Origin of the sequence: Massilia rubra (assembly GCF_011682065.1) — a bacterium.
Classification (GTDB): Bacteria; Pseudomonadota; Gammaproteobacteria; order Burkholderiales; family Burkholderiaceae_D; genus Telluria_A; species Telluria_A rubra.
Genome location: NZ_VUYU01000002.1, coordinates 192,434 through 217,415, shown reverse-complemented (window position 1 = coordinate 217,415; position 24,982 = coordinate 192,434). Strand labels below are relative to the sequence as shown.

Below are 24,982 nucleotides of genomic sequence, written 5' to 3'. Positions count from 1 at the left end.
CGCAATGGGATTTGCTGATACAACTGCGGTCGCACCATTTACCACTACATCAAGGCTTTTTCCGGGGACCGACAGCATGCTGAATAATTCCGAGAACATCGGCTGCTACGTGCGTAGCGACAGCCTGTTCGCCAGGCTGCAGGCTTTGCTGCAGCAGTCCGGTTTCGGCTGCGAACGCTTTGCGACGGAGAACAGTCTCTCGCGCATGCTGAGCCGGCGCGGCTTTGCGCTGCTGATGATCGACATCGGCAACCACCGCGACGACAGCGAGGATTTCGTCTCCTGGCTTAACTGCCGCACCGGCAACAGCACGCCGGTGATCGCCCTGTCGCAGGGCACGCCCGAGATGGCGGCGCTGGCGCTCAACGCCGGCGCCGACGACTTCATCGGCGCGCATTTCGAGGCGGTGGAGGCGATCGCGCGGATCCGGGCCGTGATCCGGCGCCATCATCCGAACAGCATGCGCCGCACCATCGCCCTGGGCAAATTCGCGCTCGACCGCGAGGCGGCCAGCGCCGCCTACGATGGCGTGACGGTCGAATTGACGCCGCGCGAGTTCACCATGGCCTGGCTGTTCTTTTCGTCGCCAGGGGTGTTCATTTCGCGCGGGACCATCGGCGCGTCGATCTGGAGCGCCGACAGCGACGTGGCGGGACGCACCATCGAGCAGCACGTCTACAAGCTGCGCAAGAAGCTCCAGTTCGGGCCGGAGCGGCGCGTCATCATCCGCACCTCGTACAGCCAGGGCTACCGGCTCGAATACACGCCGGAACCCTGACGCTCACTCAAGCCGTTCGAGTTCGCGCCGCAGCGCGGCCACGTCGCCGCGCCGCCGCCCGATGTGCGCCGGTGCGCCGCCTGCGGCCAGCAGCTGCGCCAGTTCCGCCTCCGCCGTTTGCAGTTCGGTGCCGATGATGTGGCGCCGGCCGCGATCGAGTTCGTGCTGGCGCGCCGCATCGATGCGCGGAAAATCGGCCGGCCCGAGTGTCGCCCTGCCCACCGCCGCGACGGCCATGGCGGGCGCGCGGGCGGTAGCCGGGCGGCGGCGCGGAGGATCGAGCCGCAGCGCCAGTTCGCGCGCGCCCGGCTGGGCGGGCCGGTAGTTGGTGTAGCTGGCAATGTGCGTCTCGGGATCGACGTACTTGAACAGCGCCGCCTGCGCCGCCGGCACGGCGCCGGCCAGCAGCAGGCAGCCCAGACGGGCGAGGCGCAACACGGCGCCGCTCAGCGCCATGGCGGCACCTGCCGTCTGCACAGCACCGAACGTGGTTTTTTCGGCCACATGACATCGGCCAGCGCGCTACGGCGCAGCGGTGACGCAACTGCGGCGACCGTGGGTGCGGCTGCTGCCGGCGCGGCAGCCGGCGCTGCAAGCGCAGGCGCAGGCGTCTCGACGCTGCGCGCCTGCTGCCGCTGTTCGGCCGCCGCCAGCCGTCGCGCCGCCTTGTTGGCCTTCGACTGTTCGGCCGCCAGCATGCCGGCGCTGCTCATGATGCGCGGCGTGATCAGGAACAGGCGCTCGCGCGTGCTGTGGGTTTCGCTGGCACTGCGGAACAAGCCGCCGAGCAGCGGCACGTCGCCCAGCACGGGCACCTTCTGGTTCTGGCGCGACACCGACTCGGCGTGGTAGCCGCCGATCATCAGCGTCTGCTGGGCATCGACGATCGCCTGGCTGCTGATGGTGGAACGGGTCACGCTGCTCCTGCCGCCATCCTTGCCGGTGTTTTTGTCCATGGCGCCGTCTTCGATATCGATCTCCAGGCGTACCCGCAGCGACGCGCCCTCCTGCACGATGCGCGGCACCACCCGCAGCATGGTGCCGACGGTGATGTCGGCCAGGTCGGCCACCCGCTCGCCCACCAGCGGCACATACGCGGTCTGGCTCAGGTCCAGCACCGCCGCCACGTTGTCGAGCGTGAGCACGGTCGGCTTGGCCAGCACGCGCGCGTCGCCGCTGCCTTCCATGGCCTTCAGGCGTGCGTAGAAGCGCCCGGCATTATTGATTAGCAGGGTGGAGCCGGGCAAAGGCAGCTCGATGCCGTGCGACTCGGCGCCGCCGGCGTTGATGGTGGCGCTGGTGCTGCCGCTGCGTACGCCCCACTCCACTCCCAGTTCGCTCAATTTGCTGCGGTCGATGTCGACGATCAGCGCCTCGATCTCGACCTGGCGCGGTTCCACGTCCAGCTGCGCGATCAGGGACTGGTAGGTGGCACGCCTGGCGACATCGTCGTAGATGATGATGGCGTTGAGCGAGGGATCGGCGTCGATGCGCACCCGCTCGGCGCGCGTGGCGCTGGTGGCGCTGGCCGCGCGGGCGCCGCGTTTGTCCTCGGGCGCCTCGGCGGGCGTGTCGCCTCCCTTGCCGAGCGGTCCGCGGCGCGACGGCTTGCTGCTGGCGACATCGAATTCGCCGGACGACGGCGCGCCGGACCTGGGCGCCGGGTCGCTGTCGAGCAGGCGGCTCAGGATGCTTTTGATGCCGGGCACCAGCTCCTTCTGGCCGCGCGTGGTGATGGTGCGGTCGGCTGCGCTGGCGTACTTGAGCCGGAACACCATCACCTGCCTGCCGCTGGCGGGGGTCTCTTCCGGTTTGCGGTCGGGCAGCAGCAGCGAGCGCACCAGGTCGACATAGACGCGCGGGCCGCTGACGATGATCACGCCCTCGTCGGGCAGTTCGCCCCAGCCGAAGCGGGCGTCGAACAGGCCCACGCCGGTGAGGGCGGCCTTGGCGTCCTGCACCGCGTCTTCGCCGATCTGCAGACGTACCGAGATCTGTTCGCCGCGCGGGACTATATAGACAGTCTCGTTGTAGACGAACCAGCGAAAGCCGGCGCTCGCGGCCAGGCGGTCGAGGAACTCGGTGCCGCTGGCGGCCTTGATCCGGGTCGGCGCCAGCAGCGCGTCGGGCACGCGGCTATCGACCTGGACCCCGTAGGCCGCGCCGAACTGCTCCAGCACGCGCGCCAGGCGCAAGCCCCTGGCGTCGACGGCGAAACCTGTCTCGTTCCAGCTGGCGGGAGCCACGGCGGCGGCCGGTGCCGCCTGCGCCAGGCAGGCGGCCATCAGCACGCCGCGCGCCACCCGCGTAGCATGTAATGCAAGGCGCATCATGGCCGCGCTCCGCCGAGCATCTGGCGCATGCGCTGTTCGTGGCGCGCGGCGCCGCCGGCGGCCAGGCGCGGCTTCGCAGACGGCGGGGCCAGCGCGGCGCGCCAGGCGGCCAGCTGGTCGAGCAGTTGTTCCAGCGCGGGCGCGGCATCGCGCCAGCCGGCGCAGGAAGGCAGCCAGCAGCTCAGGACCAGGCCGTCGCCGGACAAGCCCAGGCCGGCGTCGAACGCGAGCGCACCGGCAAAACCCTGACGCAGGGCCGCCTGCACCTGCTCGCCGCTGGGATCGGGCCACAGGCAGGCCGACAGTTCCGCGCCGCCCTCGCCCGGGCGCAGCCAGACCGATTCGCCGTCGATGGCGACACGTGCCCCGAGCGGCTGCGCGCGCAGCCAGGCGGTCAATTGATCGTGATCGTCCATGATCTATTTGGCCTCGCTGAGAACGGTCTTGAGCGGCTTTTCGTGCAGCTTCGCTTGCGACTCCATGGCGCGCCGCGTCACCGAACGCTGCTCCAGCATGCGCAGGAAGCTGTCCGGGTCGGGCTTCTCGCCGGCCGCGTCGGCGGCCAGGAAATCGCGCATGCGCAGGTCGCTGTCGTCGAAGCGGGTTTCGAGGCGCCGCAGCGCCCGGGTAATCGGATTGTTATCGTGGGACATGCTGTTTCTTCCTCATGGCGGATGATGAACGGTCGCGGCGACAGCCCGGCAATGCTGGTGAGTGGCAGCCCGTTCCGATTTAGTTCGCCCGAAACGGAAATATATTTCCCGACGGCGCCAGCGGAACCTTCGTGGCGGCGGCAACACCTATCGGTGCAGTTCGAACATTTCCAGCTCAACCCTATTCATGAAAGAACGACTATGGCCATTTCCAACCAGATGACGCTGTCTGCTGGCGCCAACAACAACGTCCAGCTCAGCATCACCTATGACAAGGACCTCGACGTGACGACCGAGACGCTGATCCAGGACGGCAACAGCATCGGTTCTTACCAGCAAAAAGGCAACAACGTGATTGGCGCGGCGCAGGAGGCACTGGCGACCGAGGACATGACCAGCTCACAATATTCCGACCCCAGTAGCGCAGAGAAGGGGCGTGAACGGGGACTGTACGCGGCCTTCATGAAATGGGCCGGCATGGCGCCGGCCGCTAAACAGGCCGACCCTAAACCGGTTGACACCAAACCAGCGGATACCAAGCCAGCCGACACCAAACCAGCCGATACCAAACCAGCTACCCCAAAACCAGCTGACACCAAACCGGCATATGTTCCGTACGCACCACCAGAACCCGCAACCGACAAGGACACAGAGCACTATGCCGACTTGAAATACAAAGAAGAAATAAAGGATTGCAAAAAAGACAATAAGAACAAGCGCGGCTACGATCCCGAGGTAAAGAGTGCCGCCGGCATCCCGGTCAAGGATTTCCAGGGCGGAACTTACGGCTTTGTCCCGGGCACAAACAATACCGTCATCCGGGTCGGCAACAAAGTCATCAGCGCCCACGAAAATGAGGCAGGTTTCAAAGCCACCATGATGAGCAAGCACACCTGGGACGTGGCCAACGACTCCAGCACATGGAAGCTCGATGACAAACAGGCCGACAAGTGGGGGCCGGTGGGCGACAAGCGCGTCGACAGTGACAAGGCAGTCGCCAAACCTGGTGCGGACGACAACGGCGACGGCAACTACAGTATATACCGCGACAAGAAAGTGCCAGTTGTTCAACGCGCCTTCTCTACGCCGGAGATGGAAGACGCCGGCGTCGTCGCCTACGAAACCAAGGATGGGTATCGCAAGGTCATCCTCAAGGAAATCAATCCGGAAGCCTACGCGGCCGTGCTGGCAAGCGCAACAAAACCCGCAAGCAAGTAAACGGCCGGCGCGTCCGGCAGCGCTCGGGCGCGCCTCCCCATCCTCCACCCAATGCGAGTACAGACATGCAGATCTCGAATATTGTCAACGGCAACATGGCAGCTTCCGGCGCCGATGCGGCAGGCGGCGCCGGCAAGGACGCGCTGCACCTTAGTCCCGTCAGCGACGCCGAATTCCGCGACATCATGGCGCGCCACGACGCCCACGGCGGTGGCGCCGTACCCGCGACAGCCGCCGCCGTCCCGGGCGCCAGCCACGGCTCGCTCGGCGAACGCGTGATGCAGCGCGCCAGCGCCCTGTCGGGCGAGCTGCAAAAGGACCAGCAATTCATCTCGCGCAACCTCGAGCAGGCGGCCCGCTCGGGCGACTCGATGCAGCTGATGAAAGCCACGCTGGCCCTGAGCGACTACCAGACCCGGGTACAGTTCGTGTCCAAGGCCGCCGCCAAGGCCGCCTCGGCGCTCGACCAGCTGACCAAGCTTCAATGAACAATCTGTCCCCGAAGCGCCTGCTGGCGCCGCTCCTGGCGGTGGCCCTGTGCGCGCTGCTGGCCGGCTGCGGCAACCGCGCCAATCTGCAGGTCGGCCTGAACGACGCCGACGCCAACGAGATCGTCACCCTCCTCAGCCGCTACGGAATCGAGGCGCACAAGGCCCCCACCAAGGAGGGCGTGACCCTGACCGTCGACGCCGCCGACATCGCGCGCGCCACCACCGCCATGCAGGCGGCCGGCCTGCCGCGCCGCGCGCTGTCCGACCTGGGCCAGGTATTCAAGAAGGACAGCATGATTTCGACCCCGCTGGAAGAGCGCGCGCGCTACATCCATGCGCTGTCGGCCGAACTCGAATCGACCTTGCAGCAATTCGATAACGTGATTGCGGCGCGCGTGCACGTGGTGCTGCCCGAGCGGATTGCGCCGGGCGAGCCGATCCAGCCATCCTCGGCCGCCGTGCTGGTTAAGTACCACGGCACCGTCGACGAAGACACGCTGCTGCCGCGCATCCGCCAGCTGGTCGCCTCCAGCATCCCCGGCCTGTCGGGCGAAGGCGGACGGGCCAAGGTGTCGGTGGTGATGACGGCAAGCGTGTACACCGCGCCGGTCATCGAATGGACCAATGTGGGACCGTTCCGGGTGCAGGCCGGGTCGGCCATGGCGCTCGGGCTGACCCTGCTCGGCATGTCGCTCCTGTGCGGCGTGATGCTGGTCGGCATGCTGTTCGCGCTGGGCCGCTACCATCCCGGCCTGGCGGCCTGGTTCAGGAGCCACTTCGGCAAGCCGCCGGCCTTCAGCGCCGATGGCGCCCCCGCGCGGGAATAAGGCGTGAACTGCGCCACTTCCCTGCCCGATGCCTTCCTGGACTGGTGGTTCGCGCCGTGGGACGCGGCCGCGCAGCCGGCCCCGCACGCCGCCATGGCGGGCGTGCTCGCGCTGCGCGACGGCTACCATGTCTGGTGCGCGCACGCGCAGCTGGCGCCGGGGCTGCCGCCCAGCTTCGATCCCGCCTGGGCCGAGGCAAGCGGCACCGATGGCTCCGCGCTCGGCCCCACCGCGCAGCTGTACGGCGGCCTGCTGGCGGCGCGCGCGCAGGATACGGCGGCGCTGGCCACCCTGTCCACCGCCCAGCGCGACTGGTGCCTGCGCCTGGCCGCCACCCAGCCGCTGCACAGCCATGGCGGCGACGCTTATCTGCCCGGCGACAGCCTCGCACTGCGCGGCCTGTGCGAACTGGCCTGCCATCTGCAGGCGGGCTTTCCCGGCCTGTGGCCGCGCCTGCGCGGCGGCATCGACGCGGCCAGCGGCGCGCGCATCGCCACCCTGCTCGCTGCCATGCCGCACGCCTTGGATGCCGTCGCCGCCGCGCGCGCGCGACGCTGCTGGCTGCGCTGCCGCGCGCGCGCCATGCAAGGCGCATGAGAAGCATACAGCGCCGCCCGATTTTCCAAGTTTGAAAGGCACTTCCATGAACGACTTCTGTGTCGCCACCATCCCCATCGATTCCCTGCTGCGCGCCGAGCATGGCGTATGGCGCGCCCAGGCGCTGGCGCTGACCCATGACGCCCGCGCCGCCGCCGCGCATATCGTCGACCAGGCGCGCGTCGAGGCCGAACAACTGCAGTTGCGCGCCACGGACGCGGCGCGCGAGGCGGTGGCCGAGGCCGAACGCGGTGCGCTGGAACGCGGCGCCGTGCTGCTGCGCCAGCTCGAACAGTGCCATGCGCAACTGCTGGACGGCGCCCAGGCGCTGGCCGTCGACCTGGCGCTGGCCCTGTTCGAGCGCGCGCTGGCCGGGACCACGCCGCGCGAACGGCTGGAGGCGAGCTGCCGCCTCCTGCTGCGGGAGGCCCCGCGCACCCTGGCGCAGCCGGTGCTGTACCTGCATCCCGACGACAGCGGCCTGGCCCCGCCCGGCGCGGCGTGGGAGCTGCGCAGCGACGCCACCCTGGCGCGCGGCGCCTGCCGCCTGGAAGCGGGCGGCGGCGAATGGCGCGCCGACTTCGCAGCCGGCGCCTGCGCGCTCAGGACCGCCTTCGCCGAAGCAGCCGCGCAGGCGCCCGATGGAACCGCCGCGCCGCCGCACGACTGAATCGCCCCCCACTTACCCTTACCCACTCGCTGGAGTCAGCATGGCCACAACAGGCAACATCACATCCACCACGCGCACAAGCCACGTCGCACCCACCGAACCGCAGCAAACGAATGAGGCATCCCGGCCCGCGCCGCCACCGGCCACCCGCGATGCGGGGCCGCCGCGGGCAGCGATGCAAGCGCGCGGCACGCGCCTCTCAAGCCGGCTGCATGCCCAAATCAACGGCCGCCTGTCCGGCTGGGTCGAGAAGCACATCGCCGCGGTGCAGCAACAACAGGCGCAGTGGCTGCTGGGTCAGCTCGAGCAGCACCACGCGCCCAATGCCCCCGGCCAGCACGGGCAGCACCACGCGCCGGATGCCGCCGGCCAGCACGCGCTGCACCGCGCGCTTGCCCGCTTCCTCGGATCGCTGCCGGACCCGGCCCGTGCGCAGATCGACCAGCATCGCAGCGGCGCGGGCCAGCCTGTGGCAAGCATCGAACAGCAACTGCACGAACTGGCAGCGCTCGAAAAGGAGCACGCCGACGCCGTCGCCAGCGGCGCCGACATGGACAGCCCGGCGGCCAAGCTCAGGGCCAGTGAAATCGAGAAGCGCATGGCCGTCCTCGAAGAGATCACGACATTGTTGAAAACCATCGCCGAACTGCACAATCGCGCCAACCAGATCGCCGTCGCCGCCATCTGACGCGCCGGCGCAGCAACGCAAAAGCGGCCCGGGGGCCGCTCTTTTTCGTTCAGCCGTCGCAGTCCGGGCCTACAGCTCGATCATGCCGACCGGCTGCACCCGGCTGTGCTGGGTCAGTTCGGCGAAGGCGAACACGGGCACCGAAAAGAACTCTTCCTCGATCAGGTTGCGCACGGCACGCCGGATGTCGGCCGCCGTCACCAGCACCGGCGGCGCGGCCGGGGTGCCGCCGGTGCCGGCCAACTGTCCCAGGCGGTCGAGGATGCCCTGCTCCAGTTCGGGTTCCAGCTCCAGGTAGGCGCCCTGGCTGGTCTGGCGCAGCGCGCCGCGCAGCTGGTCTTCCAGTTCGGGCGAGAGCAGGACCACTTCGATCAGGCCGTCGCGTGCCACCTCGTGGCACAGCTGGCGCTTGAAGGCCAGCCGCACATAGTCGGCGATGACGTCCGGATCGCGTTCCTTGGGCGCCCATTCGAGGGTGGTTTCCAGCAGCAGGCGCGCATTGCGCAGCGAGATGCCCTCGCGCGCCAGGCGCTGGATTACCTCGGTCAGGCGCGGCAAGGTCACGCTCCTGGCCAGTTCCTTGCCCAGTTCCGGGAAGCGGCGGTCGGCCCAGGCGGTGAAACGCTGCACCTCGTGCACCCCGATGAACATCTGGCAGTTGCGCAGCATCTCGACCTGGACGTCGGCCGCGAACACCTGCTCCCAGGCCAGGTAGGTGACCCCGGCCTCGCGCAAGCCATCCTCGCCGGCCAGCTCGACCCAGACGCGGCGCCGGCGGGTGCCGGCCACGCCATCTTCCTGCGCCGTAAAACCGAGTTCCTCCAGCCGCTCGGCCGATTCGGTGCTGGCGCCCCAGCCGCTGCGCATCTCGACGTCGATCAGGGGAATCTCGGCCATCAGGAAGTGGATGCGTCCGGGCGGCACGCTGGCCTGGAACTCGAAATCGATCGGCTGCAGGTCGGGAATACCCTTCTGGTCGAGCACATTGTTGCGCATGATGCGCACCGCGCGGATCACGCTCTCGGCCGCCGCCGTGCCCGCCAGCGCGGACGGCATGCGCACCGCGAACGGCCGGGTGGCGGTAAACGTGGTCAGGTCGACGATGCCGGCGTTCTGGCGTTCCGCCTCGGCGCTCTGGCGCGCGCTGGCGGCCAGCGCGCGCGGCTTGAGCAGGCCGGCAGCGCCGCCGCCGCCGAGCAGCAAGGCCAGGATCAGGAACACCGCCGTCGGCATGCCGGGAATCAGGCCGAACAGCAGCATGATGGCGGCCGCCGTGAGCAAGGCGCGCGGCTCGCCGAACAGCTGCCTGGCGATGTCCTGGCCGATATTGCTCGCCGCCTCGCCCGGCTTCTCGTCGCCGGCCGGCACGCGCGTGGTGATCATGCCGGCCGCCAGCGAAATGAGCAGCGCCGGAATCTGCGCGATCAGGGCGTCGCCGATCGACAGGATGGCGTACAGGCGCACCGCGTCGCCCGCCGCCAGGTTGTGCTGCAACATGCCGATCGCGATGCCGCCCACCAGGTTGACCACCACGATAAAGATGCCGGCGATCGAATCGCCCTTGACGAACTTCATGGCGCCGTCCATGGCGCCGTGCAGCTGGCTCTCCTGGCCCAGCAGGGCGCGCTTCTTCTTGGCCTCGTCGGCAGTCAAGAGGCCAGAGCGCAGGTCGCTGTCGATCGACATCTGCTTGCCCGGCATGGCATCGAGGGAAAAGCGCGCAGAGACTTCGGAGACACGCTCGGAGCCCTTGGTGATGACGAGGAACTGCACCACGGTCAGGATCAGGAAGATGACCAGGCCCACCACCAGGTTACCGCCGACCACGAAATTGCCGAAGGTCTCGACAATGTGGCCGGCATTGCCTTCGAGCAGGATCAAGCGGGTGGTGGCGACTTCCAGCGCCAGGCGGAACAAGGTCGTCAGGAGCAGCACGGTGGGAAAGGTGGAGAATGCGGTCGGGCCGGCCATATACATCGACACCACCACCATCAGGCCGGCGGCGCACAGGTTGATCGCGATCAGGATGTCGAGTAGCCAGACCGGCATCGGCAGCACCAGCATGAAGACGATGGCAATGACCAGCCCGGCGGCGCCCAGTTCGGCGCGCTTCGCCATGCGGGCGGCGAGCGTGTTGACGGCCATGACAATATTGTTCAGCATGCGGGTTTCCTTGCGCGGTGACGAAAGTGGAACGGACGGAGGAATCAGGCGGCGCCGCTGCGGCGCGCCAGCAGCGCGTTCCAGGAAGGGCAGGCGCTGCTGCGCGCCAGCACGGCGGCGGTGTCGGGATCGGGGCCGTCGAACAGCTCGACCTGGGCAAAAGCGAGCAGCAGCGCGACGCGCTCCTCGTCCGGCCAGATCTGCCGGCACGCGCGGCCGAGCCGGTAGGCCTGGTCGAACTGGCCGGTATTGAGCAGGCCCCACAGCAGGCCGATGGCCACCGCAAGATCGAGCGCGATGGGGGCGTGGCGCGGGCGCAGCTTCATGCCGCCGCCCGCGCCGGCGTGGCCGGGTCGGCGCCCGCGCGCGCCAGCAGCTCCATTTGCTGCAGGCGCAGGCGCAGGCGCACCGCCTCCTCGACCACCAGGATGGCGGCCATGCTGTCGGCGCGTTCTGCAAGGTCGAGCGCCAGCGCATGGTCGACCAGGCGCTTTTGCAGTGCGCGCAGGCCCGGCAAGGGATCGCGCGACCAGGCAGGATTGGCGACCGTCAGCGCGGCGCCCAGAAAGCGCGTCAGCGGGGCCAGCGTTGCCTGGGCGGCCGCTGAGTCCGGCGCCAGCGAGGCCGATTCTTCCCAAGGCGTCAGGTCGGCACGCTGGACCGGGACGGTCTGCTGCGGCGCCGCCGGTCCGGCGATGCCGAAGTGGGCGTCGCCGCCAGCGCCACCGGCGCGGCCGGCGCCGATGCCACCGACGGAGGCGATGCCGCTCATGCCAGCAGCTCGCGCGCGGCCAGCCATGCGGCACTGTCGGGCAGGCATGGCAGGCCGCCGGCATCGAGGCGCAGGCGCCGCACCACATACCAGCTGCCGTCGCCCAGCATGGCCGGCAGCCAGCCGGCGTAGCGCGCCGGTTGCAGCGCGCGGCGCCGCAGGACGCTGTCGGGCTGCACGCGGCGCGCGCTGTCGCGCCCGAAGCCGAGCGCGACCAGCGCGCCGTCGGCCAAAGGATAGGCCAGCAGCTGCAAGCCGTCGGCATGCGGCTGCTGCATCACTACCTGCTCGTCGCGGGCCTGGCGCAGCAGGCGTGCGGCGATGTTCTCGATTGTGTTGTCGGGGGTGCTTTCCATGGCCTTCTCCATCAATTGTTTCTGGTGCTGTGGTGGTCCTGGCGCAGCCGCGCCTGCAGCAGGTCGGCGGGCGCGGCCGCCAGCGCCGGCAAGGCGGCATGCTGTTCGATGGTCATCTCTTGCAGCTGGTCGAGCAGGCCGGTGCGCTGGGATGGCGGCGCACCATTCCACATGGCGTCCGGGCAGCGCGCGAGGGTGGCGCGCAGGGCGCGGCAGGCGGCGCCGCGCTGGCGTGGACCCAGGCGCTCGACATCGACCAGCTGGCGCAGCAAGGGGCCGGCCTGGCCGGCGTTCGGATCGCCCAGGCCCAGCAACAGCCGGGCCAGCGCGCCCTGCCCGGCCAGCGGCGTGGTGTGCGCCTGCTCCGACAGTTCGCGGCGCAGCTCGCCGGCCAGCGCAACGCTGGTGTTGACCAGCTGGAAGCAGGCGGCATCCTGCATGGACAGCCACAGGCGCGGACCGGAACGGCCGCGGCGGCGCAGTTCCGCGTGCAGTTGCGCCGGCGGACGGCCGAGCACCTCGCCGGACGGGCCGGCTTGGGCGAGCAGGATGTCGAGCAGCGCGGCGGGCGCCATCGGGGCATCGCGGCGGCCGCTGGCCGGGGCGCCGAACTGCTGGCGCAAGGCGGACAGCGTGGCGGGAGCGGCATCGAGCGTGGCCAGCGCGCCTTCGAGGGCATCGGCGGCGCGCTGGCCCTGGGCGATGGCGGCGCCGTGGCACGCAGCGAGTTCGGCCTGCATGGCGTCGAGCCGGTCCGCGCCCGCCGCCCGCCGCCCGCCGTCGCCGCCTTTTTGGTCGAGCATCTGGCGCGCCTGGTCCAGCAGCATTTGTTGCTGAAGCGGATCGTCAAGGCCCTGCCAGGGATCGCCGCCGTCGTCCGCCTTGCCTTCCAGCGAAGCAACCAGCCGGGTTGCGGCCGTGTTCAAGGGCGTGTCGGGCTCGTCCTGGGCAGAAGGAAGCGGGCCGGCGAGCGTACGCGACAGGCGCCGTGCCAGCGGCAGGCGCGCCGTGGGCAAGTGCGCCTTCAAGGCGCCGGCGCCGGCCAGCTGGTCGAAGCCGGCCTTGCCCATGGCCTCGCTGGCAGCCGCAGGGGGCGTTGGCGCCGGCGCGTGGACGCCGTGCACGGGCAGTGCCGCTTGCAGAGACGAAATCGATTGGGTCGCCATGGCGGACCTACAGCGGCCAGCGGACGGCGTCGTCCTTGCGGCCCAGGCTGCGGCGCGGGCGCACGGCGGCGTCGGCGCCGGGTTCGTGCGGCTGCAGGATGACGCTGGCGGGGATCGGTGAACTATTTAGTACGCGTGGTGTTGGTGGCATGGTGTCGATGCGCACGCCTCCCACCTGCGGACTGTTCCGCACCGGCTTTCGGCGTGCCCTCCCTGGTAAGTAAGCGGTGATGCCGGCGCCATCCGCGTGACGACGCCCTTGCCGCCATGGGTGCGCGACGAGGGGCGATTGGTTCCATGAGTGGCGCGTGCCAGCCGAAGCGCTTGTCGCCATTGATAGACGGGCGAGGTGCCGCCCCCCCCCCCCGCTCCGCCGTAAGAAGAAATGTCTGCGTGCGGCAATGGAACCATCGACCGCATCTGAGCGACCTACTACCGGACACTACTGCTACGACAGGGGCGGCGACATTAAGATCCCTTGCACGGCCGTGGTTTCAAGCGCTCCACGCGGGTCATCGCGGGAACACGTAACGAACAGTACGCCAACCACACTTTAACCAGCACGTTCGGGTAAATGCGGTGATGCCAGGTGACTGGCTGGTCCGCTACCTGAAGCCACCAGGAGAATATTTATGGCCATAAACCCTCTCTCAGCCGCGTTCCGGGAGCGACCCAGATTGACAGGGGAACGATACACACCAGTGCCGGTAGCCACGACCGATGACATCCATAATTGGAAAACAAATGTGTGGACCGAAGACGCGGGTAGGAGTGTCGGGCAGGCAGCAGCGGCGACCATTACGGCGCTCTTCCGCCGCAACCTCGGCAGCAAAGCCCAAGGTCCGATGATCGCAACAGGGACGAGATGGCGCCCTCAGCATCAAGTAGGCCAGTCGGCAAGAAACATCTCCCATATCAACCTGACATTGCTTAAATTTAGAGTGGGAGACCTTACCGCGCACGAAATGAATTTCAAGAACCGCCTTGAAACCGAAACCTTGCATATCACGCATGCAACCAATCATGCACTCACCGATAACAGGGCGGTACTCTTTTCCCGCATAAAGCTTCAAGAAGAAGGGGTCGCCTTCCCTACAGAGAACACCGATGGCAATGATATTGACCAGCTTGCAACGGACGACCACGTCTTTTTCGCCTTGGAAGTGGGTGATTGCCAGAAGCCCGCAAGCCGATTCGGCGGCACCATCCATCGGTTTCCGTTCGATCAACCCGCCGTGAAGCAGCAGGGCATGATGCACTTGTTCGACGCATTAATCGACAAACCTCCGAGACTGGCGTCGCAGTTCAAGAGCATTCCAGCGGTTGAGGCAATGTCGGACGATCAGCGTACGGATGTAGTGGACAGGCTGGCAGCGCAGGCAAAGAAGCTCAAAGCGACGAACACGCTATTTCATGGCCCGCACATCATGCAGGCATTGACGCTGTCGGTTATCGAACGCTGCCGCGCTTTGCCGCAGGCATTGCGCGACGACCTGCTGCAGAATGGCGAGCTGAATACGATCGTGAATGTCTTGTTCCGGCCGCAGATTCTCGTCCCACGACAATTTTATGGGACCCCGACGCAATCGAGAACGAGCGAGCAGCTGGACATGAACGCCCTTAACGAATTGGACGATTCGTCGGACTCTTCTAGCGACTCGGATGTTTCTAGTGGCGACGTGGCGTTTTACAATCAACACATATTCCATGGCAGCGCGGCGCCACCTTCCCTCCCATCGTTGCATTCTGCCTCCAGCGAGAGTGGCGACTCGGAGGGTGCTCTCAGCGACTTCAACGGATCTATGAGCGACTCGGAGGGTTCTTTCAATCTACAGGAACTCTATACCAGCGCGGCGCAAGCCCCGCTCACGTCGCCGCATTCTTCCTCCAGCGAGGGTGGGGAATGGGTCTAGTGTAAGTCCAGGAGAAAACAATGGGACCAGATAAACTCTTGCCGGCACTGTGGCCGTTACTTCATGGCTTCGGCATCAACCCGCGAGGCCTCGCTCCGGCACCAAACTATGAATTCGAGATCGGCCGCCACACGCTGTTCGTCGCGGTCGAGTCGAGCGGGCAGGTATTGCTGGTGACGCCGCTCAGCCGGGGCACGACAAGCGCGGACGACGATGTTGGCTGGCGGATCCTGAATCAGAATACCTTCGGTCAGCCAGCGCCGATCCTGATCCACAGCGCCAGCGGGAATGCCGAAGAAGTCCTGCTGTGGTGCGAGTTTTCGCTGCTGACGCTACCCTCAGATCAGCTGAGGGCACTGCCAGAGCGTTTTCTCGCCAGGCTGCTCAAAACCCAGTCCTTGCTGGAGGGCGTCGAACCGAACGGCCCCGGCATGGCGGAGCAAACAGCGGCAAAACCACAGCGCCGGCAACCGGCGACGGCGACGCAACTGCGCGAACGGCTCGACCGGCACGCCGCGTAGAGACTGAGCCGCGGCCGCCGATGCGCCGTCCTGCGCCAGCCATCGGCAGCCCGGTCGAGGCGATGTCGTGCCCCGCCGCGTGGACGGTGTGCAGGGGCAGCGCCGCTTGCCGGGACGAAATCGATTGGGTCGCCATGCCGGAGCTACAGGGCCCAACGCCCTGCGTCTTCCTTGCCGCCCAGGCCGCGACGCTGGCGCACAGCGGCGTCGGCGCAGGGTCCGTCAGGCTGCGGGATGGAACATGCGGTAATCGGTAAACAGCTTTGCGATGATTGTGTCGGTGCCATCGTGTCCTTGCGCCCGCCTCCTTCCGGCGGACTGATCCGCACCGGCGTTCGGCATGCTCTCCCTGTTGAGTAAGCGGTGATGCCGGCGATGTTCGCGCGGCGCCGCGTTCGATCCGGCCTCGCTGCAGGCCGCCATCTCCACGCGCGGCAATGGAACCGGCGGCCCCCTTCGAGCGACCTAATACCGAACACGGCTGCCGTGACAGGGGCAAACCAGGCTGACAGCCTTTGCACGGCGTTGTTTCCATGTGCCCTGCGCGGCCCACCGCCGCCAGAGGCAACGAGCAGGAATCGAGCAGCACCTCAACAAGCGCGTTTGGGCCGTGCGGGCCATGCCGGGCGACTGGCCGGTCCGCCTGCCTGAAGCAACCAGGAGAATATCTTATGAAGTCAAGCAATTCCACCCTCTCGGTCCACAGCCCCCGTTCAGCGCCGCAAGCAACACAGCAGGCCGCTGCGGCCAAGAGTATCGGTGACATGTCGGGGAAGTGGCAAATGGGCATGATCGGCCCCCGCGGGCAAGTTGAAGCACTCACAATCGCGAGGGCATATCGCACCGGCAAGGCTGTCAAAGCTCACAGTCAAATGATCGACCAGGGTGCGAGATGGACGGAACACAGGGGTGCAAACGGCATAAACCGCACGACGCAACAGATCTCGCATCTCAATTTGAGGAATCTGATCGTCAGAGTTGGGAAACTGACCGAGCCCGAGATCGAGTTCAGGAAGCGTTTTGAGGCAGCGGATTTGCAGATCACACATGCCACGAATCATGGACTGAACGCCAACGGAAACGCTGTGCTTTTTTCGCGCCAAAAACTGGAGTCTATCAACGAGAAGATAGAAGAACGAATCGCGTTGCTGGACGACGGTACGGAAGAAAAAAGGGAGGCCGAGGAATCGCTAATAAAGTTTGACGATACAAATACCGATGTTAACGATATTCTCCAGCTCGCGACGGATGACAATGTTTTCTTTTCCCTGGGCACCGGACCCAACCAGAAGGATGACAGCCGGTTCGGCAGAAAATTACACAGGTTTCCGTTCGATCAAGCCGCCGTCAAGCAGCACGGCTTGCTACACCCGCACGACGTGTTAACGGGTGAGTTCTCGCCTGTAGAACCCTGGCTCAAGGACGTTCCGGCATTCAAGGCACTGTCGAAACCGGAACGCGAGAAAATCCAGGATGATCTGGATAACCATGGCAAGACACTTAACGCCGCGAACACGCTGATGCACGGCCCGCACCTCATGAAGGGTTTGGGTCTGTTGATTATCGAGCGCGGCCGGGTTCTGCCCGACGCGCTGCGCGACGACCTGCTGCAAAACGGGGACATCAATACGCTGATGAACGGCTTGTTACGGCCCCAGATTCTGGTACCCCACCAATTCTTCGGCGCGCCGACGGAAACTATCGAGTCCATGCGCCCGACCGCGAACGATGTCTCGTCGGACTCGTCGGACTCGTCGGATGCATCCGACGTTGAAGGTGACGACTCGGACGGCTCGTGGGGCTCTTCATCGAATGTATCTTCGAGCTCATCGAATGCGTCGTCGAGCTCATAGAATGCGTCGTCACACTCATCCTTGTCCAGCCGCTACGGACAGTGAGTCCAACCTGCTGACAGGACCAAACAATGGAACCGGAAAAACTCTTCCTCAAACTGTCGCCGCTGCTTCATGGTTTCGGCATCAACCCGCGATGCGTCACTGCGGCGCCAAGCTACGAATTCAAGATCGGCTTGCACACGATGTTCGTCACGGTCGAGCCGACTGGACAGACGCTGCTGGTGGTGCCGCTGAGGCGAAGCAGGACGGACGGGCAAGACGATTCAGGCTGGCAGATATTGAATCAGAATACCTTCGGCCAACCGCCCCCGGTATTGATCCATAGCGCCAGCGGAAGTGCCGAAGAAGTCCTTCTATGGTGCGAGTTTTCGCTGCTGACCTTGCCTTCCGACCATCTGAGCGCATTGCCCGCGCGCTTTCTCGACAGGCTGGGCAAAACGCAGAGCTTGCTGGAAGGCGTCATGCCCGCGGGTCGCGGCATGCCGGATCAATCAGCAGCGAAACCACGCCATCGGCAGCCGGCGATGGCGACGCAACTGCGCAGACGGCTCGACCGCCACGTTCCGTAGGTAATCGACGCCGCCAGTGGTCACGATCGGCGCGGCATCGATCGTCATGGGGGTCGGACCATCGCCACCGATGCGGAACCGCCGGCCTCTGGCCGGCTGCGCAAGACGTGAGCGGTTCGCAGCGCAGCCGCGAGCGTCGTTTGACAGCGTGGAAAGCATCGGGCGGCCCATCGCGCCGGCCGATGCCGCTTCATCCCCAGCCAAATTCTGCCGACATCGTGGCGGGCACGACATTAACAAACTGTCAACCATCCGTCCACAATGCCGGTCATGCAATTACTTGCCCTGATCGACATGGGACTGAACCTCGCCAGCCACCGCTTTACGCGCGACTGGAAACAAGTGGTAGCGCGCACGACAGCGCATTTGGTATTGCAGCGGCCGCCAAACCCATGCGCGAAGCCAGGCACGATGTCAGAGCGAGCAAGTGGGATTTGCACGATGCCGAAATCGCCTGCCTTGCAATCCACCGCGCGAAAAGCGTGCGGCGTTCGACAAGTCAAGCGGGCCGCCTACGCTTGGAAGCTCGTCGTACGCGCATAGGTACAAGACGCCCTTTCCATCACTGATGAACTGCAATCAAGCCCTGCCAGCCACAGCCATTTCTCTTCAACGAGCGAGCGCTGTCGGACTTGCTAACAATGTACCCGAGCCAGCAAGCCTGGCCCTGTTTGCCATCGGTGCGCTTGGCCTGGCGGGTATGACTCGCCGCCGCAAAGCGGCGCCGTAACGCGCTATCGGCGTAAGCGATCACGCGGCGGCGCATGTAAGTCGGCCGCCAAGGTCATGCAAGTCCGAGCGTAGCGGATTGGCGGAAAACATCTCCTTCCAGATCCGTGACGTGAGCTGATGCACGAGTGACGCCGGATGCTGGCCGACACGCTGCAGCACGTCCACGAAGTCGCCGTACGGATTGATGTCGTGCAGCCGACAGGTCGCCAGCAGGCTTTGCACAATGCCGATATGTTTGGCGCCCAGCTCGGTCCAGCTAAACAGCCAGTTCTTTTTACCCATTGAGATGACCCGCAGGGCGCGCTCGAGGTGGTTCGTGTCGATCGATACCTCCGGGTCATCCAGGTAGACCGACAGGCCGGCCCGGCGCTCGCGAATATACGCCAGCGCACCAAGGAAGGGACTGCTCGGCAGGAATCCCCGCTTGCAGGCCAAGCGCGGTCTCAACGTGCTTGGCCGCCCGGCTGGGGTAGTACAGGAAGCAGATTTCATCCTGTTCTCCCACGACCGGCCACAAGTAGGCGGCGTTCATCTTGGCCGGTCCAGCACGCCCCGCCTTGATCGGCGTTTCGTCCATTGCGATTACGCGTGAGCGCCGCACCGACTCCAGCTGGGCATTGAAGATCGGCTCGATCAGCGATACCGCTGCCGGCATCAGCTTCGTGATCCAGGCGCGGCTGACATTGATGCCGGAATCCTGCAGTTTGACGTGCTGACGGTACAACGGCTGGTGGTAGGCGAACTTGTCGATGATCATGCCGGCGATGAAGCTGACGTCGGCAAGGGAGCTCAGATGCATGCCGTAGCGAATTCATCCCTTGTCCATCGGGGCCAATCAATGTCAGAATGATCAAGCAAAGTTGCCCCTATTTTGCGACGGCGACAAGCACTCAACGTCCGGCCTTGTCCCATATCGTCCAGAATCGTTTTTCATACTTTTTCCGTACTCGATCAAAAAGGGCCGGCAACACAATTTGCAAGCCACTGATTTCAAACACAATTTTGGTTGGAAGTGCAAGTTTCGAATGTGCCCCTCATGCAATGACAGCGCTACCCGCGAATCTTTTGTGGAGCATCGGCAGCTTGCGCGCGCGAAGCGGACAATGCCGATGACAAGGAGACCCAGCTCTCAGCGTTGAAACTGCGCCGTATCTGGCTTTGCTCGCATGGGGCTGTGTCAACGCGTTGACGAAGACGGACCACCAGCTATTGGGCCCAATGTCGTTTTGAGTGGAAGTTGACTTCGGCTACCATGTCGGCTACCGCTGTGAATGTCTGATGTCGTCGTGATCGGCCCGGAACAGGGTCAAGGGCGGGCCGCGCGAAGCGCGGCTCGGCGAAGCGAACCCTTGACGCTGTGCAGGGCCAATACGCTGGGGCATGGCCGTCGACCTGGCATGCCGGGGCGATGGCCATGCAGACGCCCGGCGACGATGTGCCCATCCACAGCAATGACCGTTGTTTTGATGCGAGGAAGCCGCAATGAGTATTGGTGTCGAAGCTCTGTTCACGTCCGCCTTGGGGCTGAAGTCGCCATGGGAGGTGGTCAAGGTCGAGCTCGACACCGCTAAGCGGAGGATCGATTTCGAGGTGGCCTGCAACGCCAAGCAGCTGCCTTGCCCGGCCTGCGGCGTGAACGGGCAAGGCATTCACGACAGGGTCCGGCGCGACTGGCGCCATCTCGATTTCTTCCAGAACGAGGCATGGTTGCACGCCGACGTGCCGCGCGTCGATTGCGGCGCTTGCGGCAAGACGACGACTGTGGAGGCACCGTGGGCGCGGCCGGGCAGCGGCTTCACGCTGCTGTTCGAGGCGCTCGCCTTGACGCTGTGCCAATCCATGCCGGTCGCGCACGCCGCCAGCCTGTTGCGTGTCAACGCGAAGCAGTTGTGGCGCCGGATCGAACACTATGTCGGCATGGCACGCGCCCAGGAGGACATGAACGGCGTCGCCGTGGTCGGCATCGACGACTTGAGTTTCAGGCGTGGTCAGGACTATGTGACGCTGGTCCATGATCTGGAAGGGAAGCGCCTGCTGTTCATGACCGAAGGCCGCAAGCACGGCACCGTCATCGACTTCAAGGCCAACTTGATCGCGCACGGCGGCGATCCTGACCACATCAAACACGTCTGCATGGACATGAGCGCCGCCTACACCAAGGGCGTGACCGAGATGCTGCCCCAAGCCCAGATCAGCTTCGACCGATTTCATGTGATCGCCCTGGCTAACGAGGCGATGGATGCCGTCAGGCGCGACGAGATGCGTGACCAGCCGCGCGTCGTGCGGGCAGCGATGGGAACGGACCGTAAGGCGCTCAAGGGCATGCTCTGGGGCATGCGCAAGGATCATGCTGACTGGAGCGTCGATCAGATCAACACGATGTACCGGCTGCAGCGTTTGAACCTCAAGAGCGCACGCGCGTGGCGCCTGAAGGAAGGGCTGCGCTCGACTTACGCCGCCGGCGTGACGAGCAACTGCCCGCAGCAGGCCGAGGCCGCCTTGAAGAGATGGATCTCGTGGGCACGGCGCAGCCGGCTCGATCCATTTAAGAAGCTCGCCACCACGCTCAAGGAGCGCCTGGCCGGCGTCGTGCGCGGTATGCTCGATGGGCGCAGCAACGCCTATGTCGAGGCGATGAATGGCATGCTCCAGCAGACCAAACGGGCCGCGCGCGGATTTCGCACCGTGAAGAACTTCGTCGCCATCGCCTACCTTCGCATGTCCAAACTAAAGAACTTGCCCATCAATCCGATGCAACCGGCCGCGCCGATCCGATCTACCATCTACCGCGCCGGACGTCCATTTCCACTGAAAACGGCATAGAGCCCCGAAAAAGCATGCCGCATTGCGAGCGACAAGATTCGCGAGGCCACACAGATCCCGACAATGGAGATTCCCGGAGTTCCGACGACGTCAATCCCGATTCAGTTCCCGATTACCTCTTCTCCAGCCCCGGGCAAAGCAGACACGCCCGGCACCTTTTGGAGTCGCATCTGGCGTTAGATGTCAACGGCGATCCAAAACTGATTGCGCAGTGATTTTCCTCGGCGGCGCCCGGCCTGCTGGCGGGCGCCACCAGATCAGAATGAACAGCAGCCGTCCCGTACCACAGGCGCTGGGCCAGCATGTCGGCATCGTCCCACGGTTCGAGCGCGGTCTTCATGCGCTAATACCGCTTTCCGCAAACTGGTCGCGTAGCTTGTCCGCAGAGCCGATCTGCAGTGGTGCCGCAGCGCGTATCGAAAGCCGGGCGTGCGGAGCGCCTGATTCACCGGGAGGAAGCGCGAGCAGGGATTGGGCCGCGATACCGCGCTCGGCTTGCACAGCGTGCTTCAGTAGGGACAGGGCGCGCAAAGGGTCAGGATCAAGATGACGCCAGACGACCATCGCTGCATCGCCGCTGGTTCGGAACAAGACGCCCAGGGTTTCCTGCTTGCCAGCCTTCGGCCCCGCAAGCGCGACGTGCTGATCTTGTAGTGCGGCCAAGGCATCGACGATCCTGGCGCTGGAATCGAGCGCTGGCGCCGGGTCGCCACGCCATAAGGCCGTATCGCCTTGCGCCTCGGCGGGGTAGGCTTGACGATACCGCTCGACCCAGATGAGCGACGGATACCGCTCGACCCAGATGAGCGACGGATAGTGCTGGTGCAGTTCGGCGCGCAAGGCCTCGCCATCGGTCGGCGTCGTTTGCGCCAACGCGGCGGCGGAGGAGGCGAATAGCGCTGTAAACAATATGCCGGGCAGCAGCTTGCCCAACTGACTCGATGTTGTCAGGTTCCATATCGGTTATTGTCGTTCTTTACATGGAAAATTATTGGCGAAGACCCGATGTAATCGGATGTAAGCAGCTTAATCGACCGGACCGATGCGGTCCGCGCAAGACGACGAACGGCAATATCTGCATGATGGAACGTCAAATTGGTGAATCCGCGGCAGGCGGCGCGGCCAGGTCCCCATCAAGAACAGGACGGCGACGGGCCCGTGCTGGTGCCCGTGCCGCCGCCTGCTTACGTCACAGGGAGCCTTGGTGCCGCGCTGCGGCCGCTTATGGCGCGATGCCGGCCGGTGGACGCGGCAGGTCGCGGGCACGCGTGCCCCAGCCCTTGGTGTCCGGCTGCGGCGCAAGCTGGTACTTCAGGGCGCCGCCCGACTGCAGTTGTTCCCAGTCGAGCCACACGCGCTCCACCGCGCGCTCACCGTAGCGCACCGACTTGACGAAGCGGCTCTGACCCGGCTTGGCGCCTGGCGCCTCGATGCGCAGGGTGCGGCCTTGCGGCAGGTCGATCTCGGCATGGGCGAAGCGCGGCGCGTGCAGCAGGAAGCGGCCGCTGCCCGGCATGTCCGGATAGATGCCCAGGGCGCTGAACAGGTACCAGGCCGACATGGTGCCCAAGTCGTCGTTGCCGGTCACGCCGCCCGGGCCATTGGTAAACAGCGTTTCCGCGCCGCGCAGCACGGTGGTGGTCTTCCACGGCTGGCCCATCAAGGTGTACATCCATGGAGCATGCAGGTCGGGCTCGTTGTTCGGGTTGTAGCGGAACTGGGCATAGTAGCTGTACGGTCCCACCACCCACGACTTGCGCACCGCGTTCGGGTCGGCCCGCACCGCCTCGTAGTCGAAGAACTGGTCGAGGCGGCCCAGGGCTTGCGGGGCCCCGCCCATCGCCGCCGCCAGGCCTGGCACGTCCTGCTGCGCCAGCCACTGGTACTGCCAGGCCGTGCCTTCGTGGAAGCCGTGGTCGCCGCGCGGATCGAACCCGCTGCCGACGTCGGCGAACCAGCTGCCGTCGCCCAGGCGTGGACGCGGGAAGCCGCGCTGGCCGCTCGCTTGGTCCACCGCATTGGCGTCCCAGATCTTGCGCCAGTTGAGGGCGCGCTGCGACAGCACCTGGGCGTCGTCCGCATGGCCGAGCGCCTTGGCCATCTCGGCCAGCGCGCCATCGGCCAGCGCGTACTCGAGGGTCGCCGAGGCGCCGTGGTGCGGGTCGGTGTCCATGCCTTTCGAGACAAAGCTGCGGTCGTATTGCACGAAGCCTTGTTTCAGGTAATTCGGGTTGCCCGAACGGCCTTGCGGGCGAATCCCGTGCGCCGGGATGCCGAAGGCGTTCTCGCGCAGCGCAGCGTAGGCTTCGGCTTCGCGGCCCTTGAGCGCGCCGAAGCGCCACAGGTCGACCAGGAACGGGGTGACCGGGTCGCCCGTCATGATGTTGGTTTCGAAGTTTGCATAGCCCCAGCGCGGCAGCCAGCCGCCGTGCTCGCGGATTTTCAGGACCGACGTCGCGATATCGCTGGCGCGCTCCGGACGCAGCAGCGCAAGCAGCTGGTTCTGCGCGCGGTACGTGTCCCACAGCGAGAAGAACTCGTAGTAGGTCCAGTCCTTGGCAGTGTGGATCGCGTCGTCGTAGCCGCGGTAGCGGCCGTCGGCGTCGTTGCCGGTCAGCGGTTGCAGCAGCGCGTGGTACAGCGCGGTATAGAACACGGTGCGGTCGTCGGTGCTGCCGCCCTCAATGCGCACGCTCTTCAATTCGCGCTGCCAGTTGGCCTGCGCCTTGATCTTCATCGCGTCGAACGTCATCAGGCGCCCGTCCGCCATGCCTTCGGCGCTCAGGTTGATGCGCGCGCCTTGCGCGTCCACGTGCGAGATCGCGCTGACCGCGGTGACGGCCTGCCCGTTCTTGAGGTCGAACGTCAGCCAGACGCCATGCGGCTTGGCCTCGCCCTGCTGGCTGGGGCCACTGGCGTCCGGCCAGCCGCCGCGATCGTCCCACACGCCCCTGGCCTTGATCGGCTGGTCGAACACCATGCGGAACCACGTGGTGTACTTGGCCCCGCCACAGAAGCTCTTGGTGACGATCTTGCCTTCGACGCTACGATCGTCGACCACCCTGACTTCACTGCCGATGACGGAATGGCGTTCGTTGGCCTGGGCCACGTTGAGCAGCACGTGGCCGGTCGTGGTGCCGCTCGCATAGGTGTAGCGTTCGGCGGCGGCGCGGGTCAGCGCGGTGGCCTCGGCCGTGATGCCGCCATAGCTGGTGAGCTTGACCTTGTAGTAGCCGGCCTGGCCGACTTCGTCGGCATGGGTGTACCCGGCGGCGTAGCGCTTGTGGTCGAACGTGTCCTTCTTGGCGGTGTCGAAGTCGCCGCCCGGGCCGATGGTGCCGGTGACCGGCAGCACCGACAGCTGCCCGCCCTGCTCCCAGCAGCCGGCGCCCGACAGGAAAGAATGGCCGAAGCCGCGAATGAGCTTGTCGCTGTAGCGGTAACCGGCATAGTGCCCGGCGATCGGGCCGACCTGGATCATGCCGAACGGGGCCGAGGCGCCGGGGAAGGTGTTGCCTTCGTCCTGGGTGCCGATGAAGGTGTTGACCGGCGTGGTATCGCCGGCGGCCGCCGCGGGGTAGTGCACGGCCAGCGGCATGCACGCCAGCAGCGCGAGACGCAGGACCGGCCGCAGCGAGGTAAAACGGGGATGTCGCATCACGATACTTCTCCTTCAAGCAGTTCGAACAATTGATGCATGGCGGCGGGCGGCAGCGGGGTGGCGCCGGCCTGCAGGCATGCGGCGGAACCGGCCGCCAGGGCCGCATGCAGGTGCGCCTGCAACGGGCGATCCGGGTGGCGCAGATTGTGCAGCAGGCCGGCGTCGCCCGCGCCCACCGTGTCCACCACGGCCACG

Annotated in this window: 26 protein-coding genes and 1 pseudogene; 13 read left to right on the top strand and 14 right to left on the bottom strand. The window is 65.9% G+C overall.

The window, feature by feature from the left end; genetic code table 11:
* The first annotated feature begins 76 nt into the window (after positions 1-76).
* Positions 77-778 (top strand): response regulator transcription factor, encoded by a 702-nt coding sequence (locus tag F0185_RS03560; protein WP_167221654.1) that lies wholly within the window; start codon positions 77-79, stop codon positions 776-778.
* Between the two features lie 3 nt (positions 779-781).
* Here F0185_RS03560 and F0185_RS03555 read toward each other — a convergent pair whose 3' ends face one another.
* From F0185_RS03555 to F0185_RS03540, 4 genes are read right to left on the bottom strand one after another with little or no spacing between them, the layout of a single operon-like run.
* Positions 782-1,234 carry a hypothetical protein gene (locus tag F0185_RS03555; RefSeq protein ID WP_167221653.1) on the bottom strand — a complete coding sequence of 151 codons (453 nt, stop codon included), beginning with the start codon at positions 1,232-1,234 and terminating at the stop codon, positions 782-784.
* A complete protein-coding gene (sctC, locus tag F0185_RS03550; protein ID WP_229476716.1) occupies positions 1,225-3,111 on the bottom strand; it encodes a type III secretion system outer membrane ring subunit SctC in 1,887 nt (628 codons plus the stop codon). Before sctC ends, F0185_RS03555 begins: the two co-directional genes overlap by 10 nt.
* Positions 3,108-3,527, bottom strand: coding sequence for a hypothetical protein (locus tag F0185_RS03545; protein WP_167221651.1), 420 nt, complete (start codon positions 3,525-3,527; stop codon positions 3,108-3,110). Before F0185_RS03545 ends, sctC begins: the two co-directional genes overlap by 4 nt.
* 3 nt (positions 3,528-3,530) lie before the next feature.
* Positions 3,531-3,764 carry a hypothetical protein gene (locus F0185_RS03540; RefSeq protein WP_167221649.1) on the bottom strand — a complete coding sequence of 78 codons (234 nt, stop codon included), beginning with the start codon at positions 3,762-3,764 and terminating at the stop codon, positions 3,531-3,533.
* Between F0185_RS03540 and F0185_RS34635 the strand changes: the two genes are divergently transcribed.
* The 6 genes from F0185_RS34635 (at position 3,756) to F0185_RS03505 (ending at position 8,255) form a co-directional block, all read left to right on the top strand.
* Complete coding sequence (locus F0185_RS34635; protein ID WP_229476714.1) at positions 3,756-4,982, top strand: hypothetical protein; 1,227 nt, start codon at positions 3,756-3,758, stop codon at positions 4,980-4,982. The genes F0185_RS03540 and F0185_RS34635 overlap by 9 nt on opposite strands.
* A gap of 65 nt (positions 4,983-5,047) precedes the next feature.
* On the top strand, positions 5,048-5,470 hold the full coding sequence (locus tag F0185_RS03525) for an EscF/YscF/HrpA family type III secretion system needle major subunit (RefSeq protein WP_167221643.1): 423 nt from the start codon (positions 5,048-5,050) through the stop codon (positions 5,468-5,470).
* Entirely contained in the window at positions 5,467-6,300 is an 834-nt protein-coding gene (gene sctJ / locus F0185_RS03520) for a type III secretion system inner membrane ring lipoprotein SctJ (protein WP_167221642.1), read from the top strand. The genes F0185_RS03525 and sctJ overlap by 4 nt, the downstream gene beginning before the upstream one ends.
* A 3-nt stretch (positions 6,301-6,303) precedes the next feature.
* Positions 6,304-6,897 carry a hypothetical protein gene (locus F0185_RS03515; protein ID WP_167221640.1) on the top strand — a complete coding sequence of 198 codons (594 nt, stop codon included), beginning with the start codon at positions 6,304-6,306 and terminating at the stop codon, positions 6,895-6,897.
* 46 nt (positions 6,898-6,943) lie between these two features.
* Positions 6,944-7,567, top strand: a complete 624-nt coding sequence (locus F0185_RS03510; RefSeq protein ID WP_167221638.1) for an HrpE/YscL family type III secretion apparatus protein — start codon at positions 6,944-6,946, stop codon at positions 7,565-7,567.
* Positions 7,568-7,607: 40 nt separating this feature from the next.
* On the top strand, positions 7,608-8,255 hold the full coding sequence (locus tag F0185_RS03505) for a hypothetical protein (RefSeq protein ID WP_167221636.1): 648 nt from the start codon (positions 7,608-7,610) through the stop codon (positions 8,253-8,255).
* 69 nt (positions 8,256-8,324) lie between these two features.
* Here the strand turns inward: F0185_RS03505 and sctV are convergent, their stop codons facing one another.
* Genes sctV through F0185_RS03475 form a run of 6 tightly spaced genes read right to left on the bottom strand, consistent with a single transcriptional unit; the run spans position 8,325 to position 12,905 of the window.
* Positions 8,325-10,418 carry a type III secretion system export apparatus subunit SctV gene (gene sctV, locus F0185_RS03500; protein ID WP_167221634.1) on the bottom strand — a complete coding sequence of 698 codons (2,094 nt, stop codon included), beginning with the start codon at positions 10,416-10,418 and terminating at the stop codon, positions 8,325-8,327.
* A gap of 44 nt (positions 10,419-10,462) precedes the next feature.
* Entirely contained in the window at positions 10,463-10,744 is a 282-nt protein-coding gene (locus F0185_RS03495; protein ID WP_167221632.1) for a hypothetical protein, read from the bottom strand.
* Positions 10,741-11,190, bottom strand: coding sequence for a hypothetical protein (locus F0185_RS03490; RefSeq protein ID WP_167221630.1), 450 nt, complete (start codon positions 11,188-11,190; stop codon positions 10,741-10,743). Before F0185_RS03490 ends, F0185_RS03495 begins: the two co-directional genes overlap by 4 nt.
* Positions 11,187-11,546, bottom strand: a complete 360-nt coding sequence (locus tag F0185_RS03485) for a hypothetical protein (protein ID WP_167221628.1) — start codon at positions 11,544-11,546, stop codon at positions 11,187-11,189. Before F0185_RS03485 ends, F0185_RS03490 begins: the two co-directional genes overlap by 4 nt.
* A gap of 11 nt (positions 11,547-11,557) precedes the next feature.
* On the bottom strand, positions 11,558-12,712 hold the full coding sequence (locus F0185_RS03480) for a hypothetical protein (protein ID WP_167221626.1): 1,155 nt from the start codon (positions 12,710-12,712) through the stop codon (positions 11,558-11,560).
* A 7-nt stretch (positions 12,713-12,719) separates the two neighbouring features.
* Positions 12,720-12,905, bottom strand: coding sequence for a hypothetical protein (locus F0185_RS03475; RefSeq protein WP_167221624.1), 186 nt, complete (start codon positions 12,903-12,905; stop codon positions 12,720-12,722).
* Between the two features lie 553 nt (positions 12,906-13,458).
* On the opposite strand from F0185_RS03475, the gene F0185_RS03470 reads away from it, so the two are divergent.
* From F0185_RS03470 to F0185_RS35395, 5 genes are all read left to right on the top strand, one after another.
* Positions 13,459-14,625, top strand: coding sequence for a hypothetical protein (locus F0185_RS03470; RefSeq protein ID WP_167221622.1), 1,167 nt, complete (start codon positions 13,459-13,461; stop codon positions 14,623-14,625).
* 20 nt (positions 14,626-14,645) lie between these two features.
* The gene (locus tag F0185_RS03465) at positions 14,646-15,146 is read left to right on the top strand and encodes a CesT family type III secretion system chaperone (RefSeq protein ID WP_167221620.1); all 501 of its coding nucleotides are present in this window, start codon (positions 14,646-14,648) and stop codon (positions 15,144-15,146) included.
* Between the two features lie 671 nt (positions 15,147-15,817).
* Positions 15,818-16,999: a hypothetical protein gene (locus F0185_RS03460; protein WP_167221618.1), complete on the top strand. Its 1,182-nt coding sequence runs from the start codon at positions 15,818-15,820 to the stop codon at positions 16,997-16,999.
* A 71-nt stretch (positions 17,000-17,070) separates the two neighbouring features.
* Entirely contained in the window at positions 17,071-17,571 is a 501-nt protein-coding gene (locus tag F0185_RS03455; RefSeq protein WP_167221616.1) for a hypothetical protein, read from the top strand.
* Positions 17,572-18,139: 568 nt separating this feature from the next.
* Positions 18,140-18,301: a PEP-CTERM sorting domain-containing protein gene (locus F0185_RS35395; protein WP_167221614.1), complete on the top strand. Its 162-nt coding sequence runs from the start codon at positions 18,140-18,142 to the stop codon at positions 18,299-18,301.
* A 20-nt stretch (positions 18,302-18,321) separates the two neighbouring features.
* Here the strand turns inward: F0185_RS35395 and F0185_RS34630 are convergent.
* Positions 18,322-19,105: pseudogene (locus F0185_RS34630) on the bottom strand (IS66 family transposase); the annotation flags it as partial.
* Positions 19,106-19,785: 680 nt separating this feature from the next.
* On the opposite strand from F0185_RS34630, the gene F0185_RS03435 reads away from it, so the two are divergent.
* Positions 19,786-21,126 (top strand): ISL3 family transposase, encoded by a 1,341-nt coding sequence (locus F0185_RS03435; RefSeq protein ID WP_167221609.1) that lies wholly within the window; start codon positions 19,786-19,788, stop codon positions 21,124-21,126.
* Between the two features lie 336 nt (positions 21,127-21,462).
* Here the strand turns inward: F0185_RS03435 and F0185_RS03430 are convergent, their stop codons facing one another.
* From F0185_RS03430 to F0185_RS03420, 3 genes are all read right to left on the bottom strand, one after another.
* The gene (locus tag F0185_RS03430; RefSeq protein WP_167221608.1) at positions 21,463-22,059 is read right to left on the bottom strand and encodes a hypothetical protein; all 597 of its coding nucleotides are present in this window, start codon (positions 22,057-22,059) and stop codon (positions 21,463-21,465) included.
* Between the two features lie 289 nt (positions 22,060-22,348).
* Positions 22,349-24,784 carry a GH92 family glycosyl hydrolase gene (locus tag F0185_RS03425; protein ID WP_167222177.1) on the bottom strand — a complete coding sequence of 812 codons (2,436 nt, stop codon included), beginning with the start codon at positions 24,782-24,784 and terminating at the stop codon, positions 22,349-22,351.
* Positions 24,784-24,981, bottom strand: coding sequence for a hypothetical protein (locus F0185_RS03420; RefSeq protein ID WP_370663967.1), 198 nt, complete (start codon positions 24,979-24,981; stop codon positions 24,784-24,786). Before F0185_RS03420 ends, F0185_RS03425 begins: the two co-directional genes overlap by 1 nt.
* Position 24,982: the final 1 nt, after the last annotated feature.

Coding starts and splice junctions, on each gene's coding strand:
- F0185_RS03525 (WP_167221643.1), top strand. CDS start 5,048: ATGCAGATCTCGAATATTGTCAACGGCAACATGGCAGCTTCCGGCGCC.
- F0185_RS03495 (WP_167221632.1), bottom strand. CDS start 10,744: ATGAAGCTGCGCCCGCGCCACGCCCCCATCGCGCTCGATCTTGCGGTG.
- F0185_RS03560 (WP_167221654.1), top strand. CDS start 77: ATGCTGAATAATTCCGAGAACATCGGCTGCTACGTGCGTAGCGACAGC.
- F0185_RS03540 (WP_167221649.1), bottom strand. CDS start 3,764: ATGTCCCACGATAACAATCCGATTACCCGGGCGCTGCGGCGCCTCGAA.
- F0185_RS03490 (WP_167221630.1), bottom strand. CDS start 11,190: ATGAGCGGCATCGCCTCCGTCGGTGGCATCGGCGCCGGCCGCGCCGGT.
- F0185_RS03545 (WP_167221651.1), bottom strand. CDS start 3,527: ATGGACGATCACGATCAATTGACCGCCTGGCTGCGCGCGCAGCCGCTC.
- sctJ (WP_167221642.1), top strand. CDS start 5,467: ATGAACAATCTGTCCCCGAAGCGCCTGCTGGCGCCGCTCCTGGCGGTG.
- F0185_RS03505 (WP_167221636.1), top strand. CDS start 7,608: ATGGCCACAACAGGCAACATCACATCCACCACGCGCACAAGCCACGTC.
- sctV (WP_167221634.1), bottom strand. CDS start 10,418: ATGCTGAACAATATTGTCATGGCCGTCAACACGCTCGCCGCCCGCATG.
- F0185_RS03480 (WP_167221626.1), bottom strand. CDS start 12,712: ATGGCGACCCAATCGATTTCGTCTCTGCAAGCGGCACTGCCCGTGCAC.
- F0185_RS03460 (WP_167221618.1), top strand. CDS start 15,818: ATGAAGTCAAGCAATTCCACCCTCTCGGTCCACAGCCCCCGTTCAGCG.
- sctC (WP_229476716.1), bottom strand. CDS start 3,111: ATGATGCGCCTTGCATTACATGCTACGCGGGTGGCGCGCGGCGTGCTG.
- F0185_RS03435 (WP_167221609.1), top strand. CDS start 19,786: ATGAGTATTGGTGTCGAAGCTCTGTTCACGTCCGCCTTGGGGCTGAAG.
- F0185_RS03455 (WP_167221616.1), top strand. CDS start 17,071: ATGGAACCGGAAAAACTCTTCCTCAAACTGTCGCCGCTGCTTCATGGT.
- F0185_RS35395 (WP_167221614.1), top strand. CDS start 18,140: ATGAACTGCAATCAAGCCCTGCCAGCCACAGCCATTTCTCTTCAACGA.
- F0185_RS03555 (WP_167221653.1), bottom strand. CDS start 1,234: ATGGCGCTGAGCGGCGCCGTGTTGCGCCTCGCCCGTCTGGGCTGCCTG.
- F0185_RS03425 (WP_167222177.1), bottom strand. CDS start 24,784: ATGCGACATCCCCGTTTTACCTCGCTGCGGCCGGTCCTGCGTCTCGCG.
- F0185_RS03510 (WP_167221638.1), top strand. CDS start 6,944: ATGAACGACTTCTGTGTCGCCACCATCCCCATCGATTCCCTGCTGCGC.
- F0185_RS03465 (WP_167221620.1), top strand. CDS start 14,646: ATGGGACCAGATAAACTCTTGCCGGCACTGTGGCCGTTACTTCATGGC.
- F0185_RS03485 (WP_167221628.1), bottom strand. CDS start 11,546: ATGGAAAGCACCCCCGACAACACAATCGAGAACATCGCCGCACGCCTG.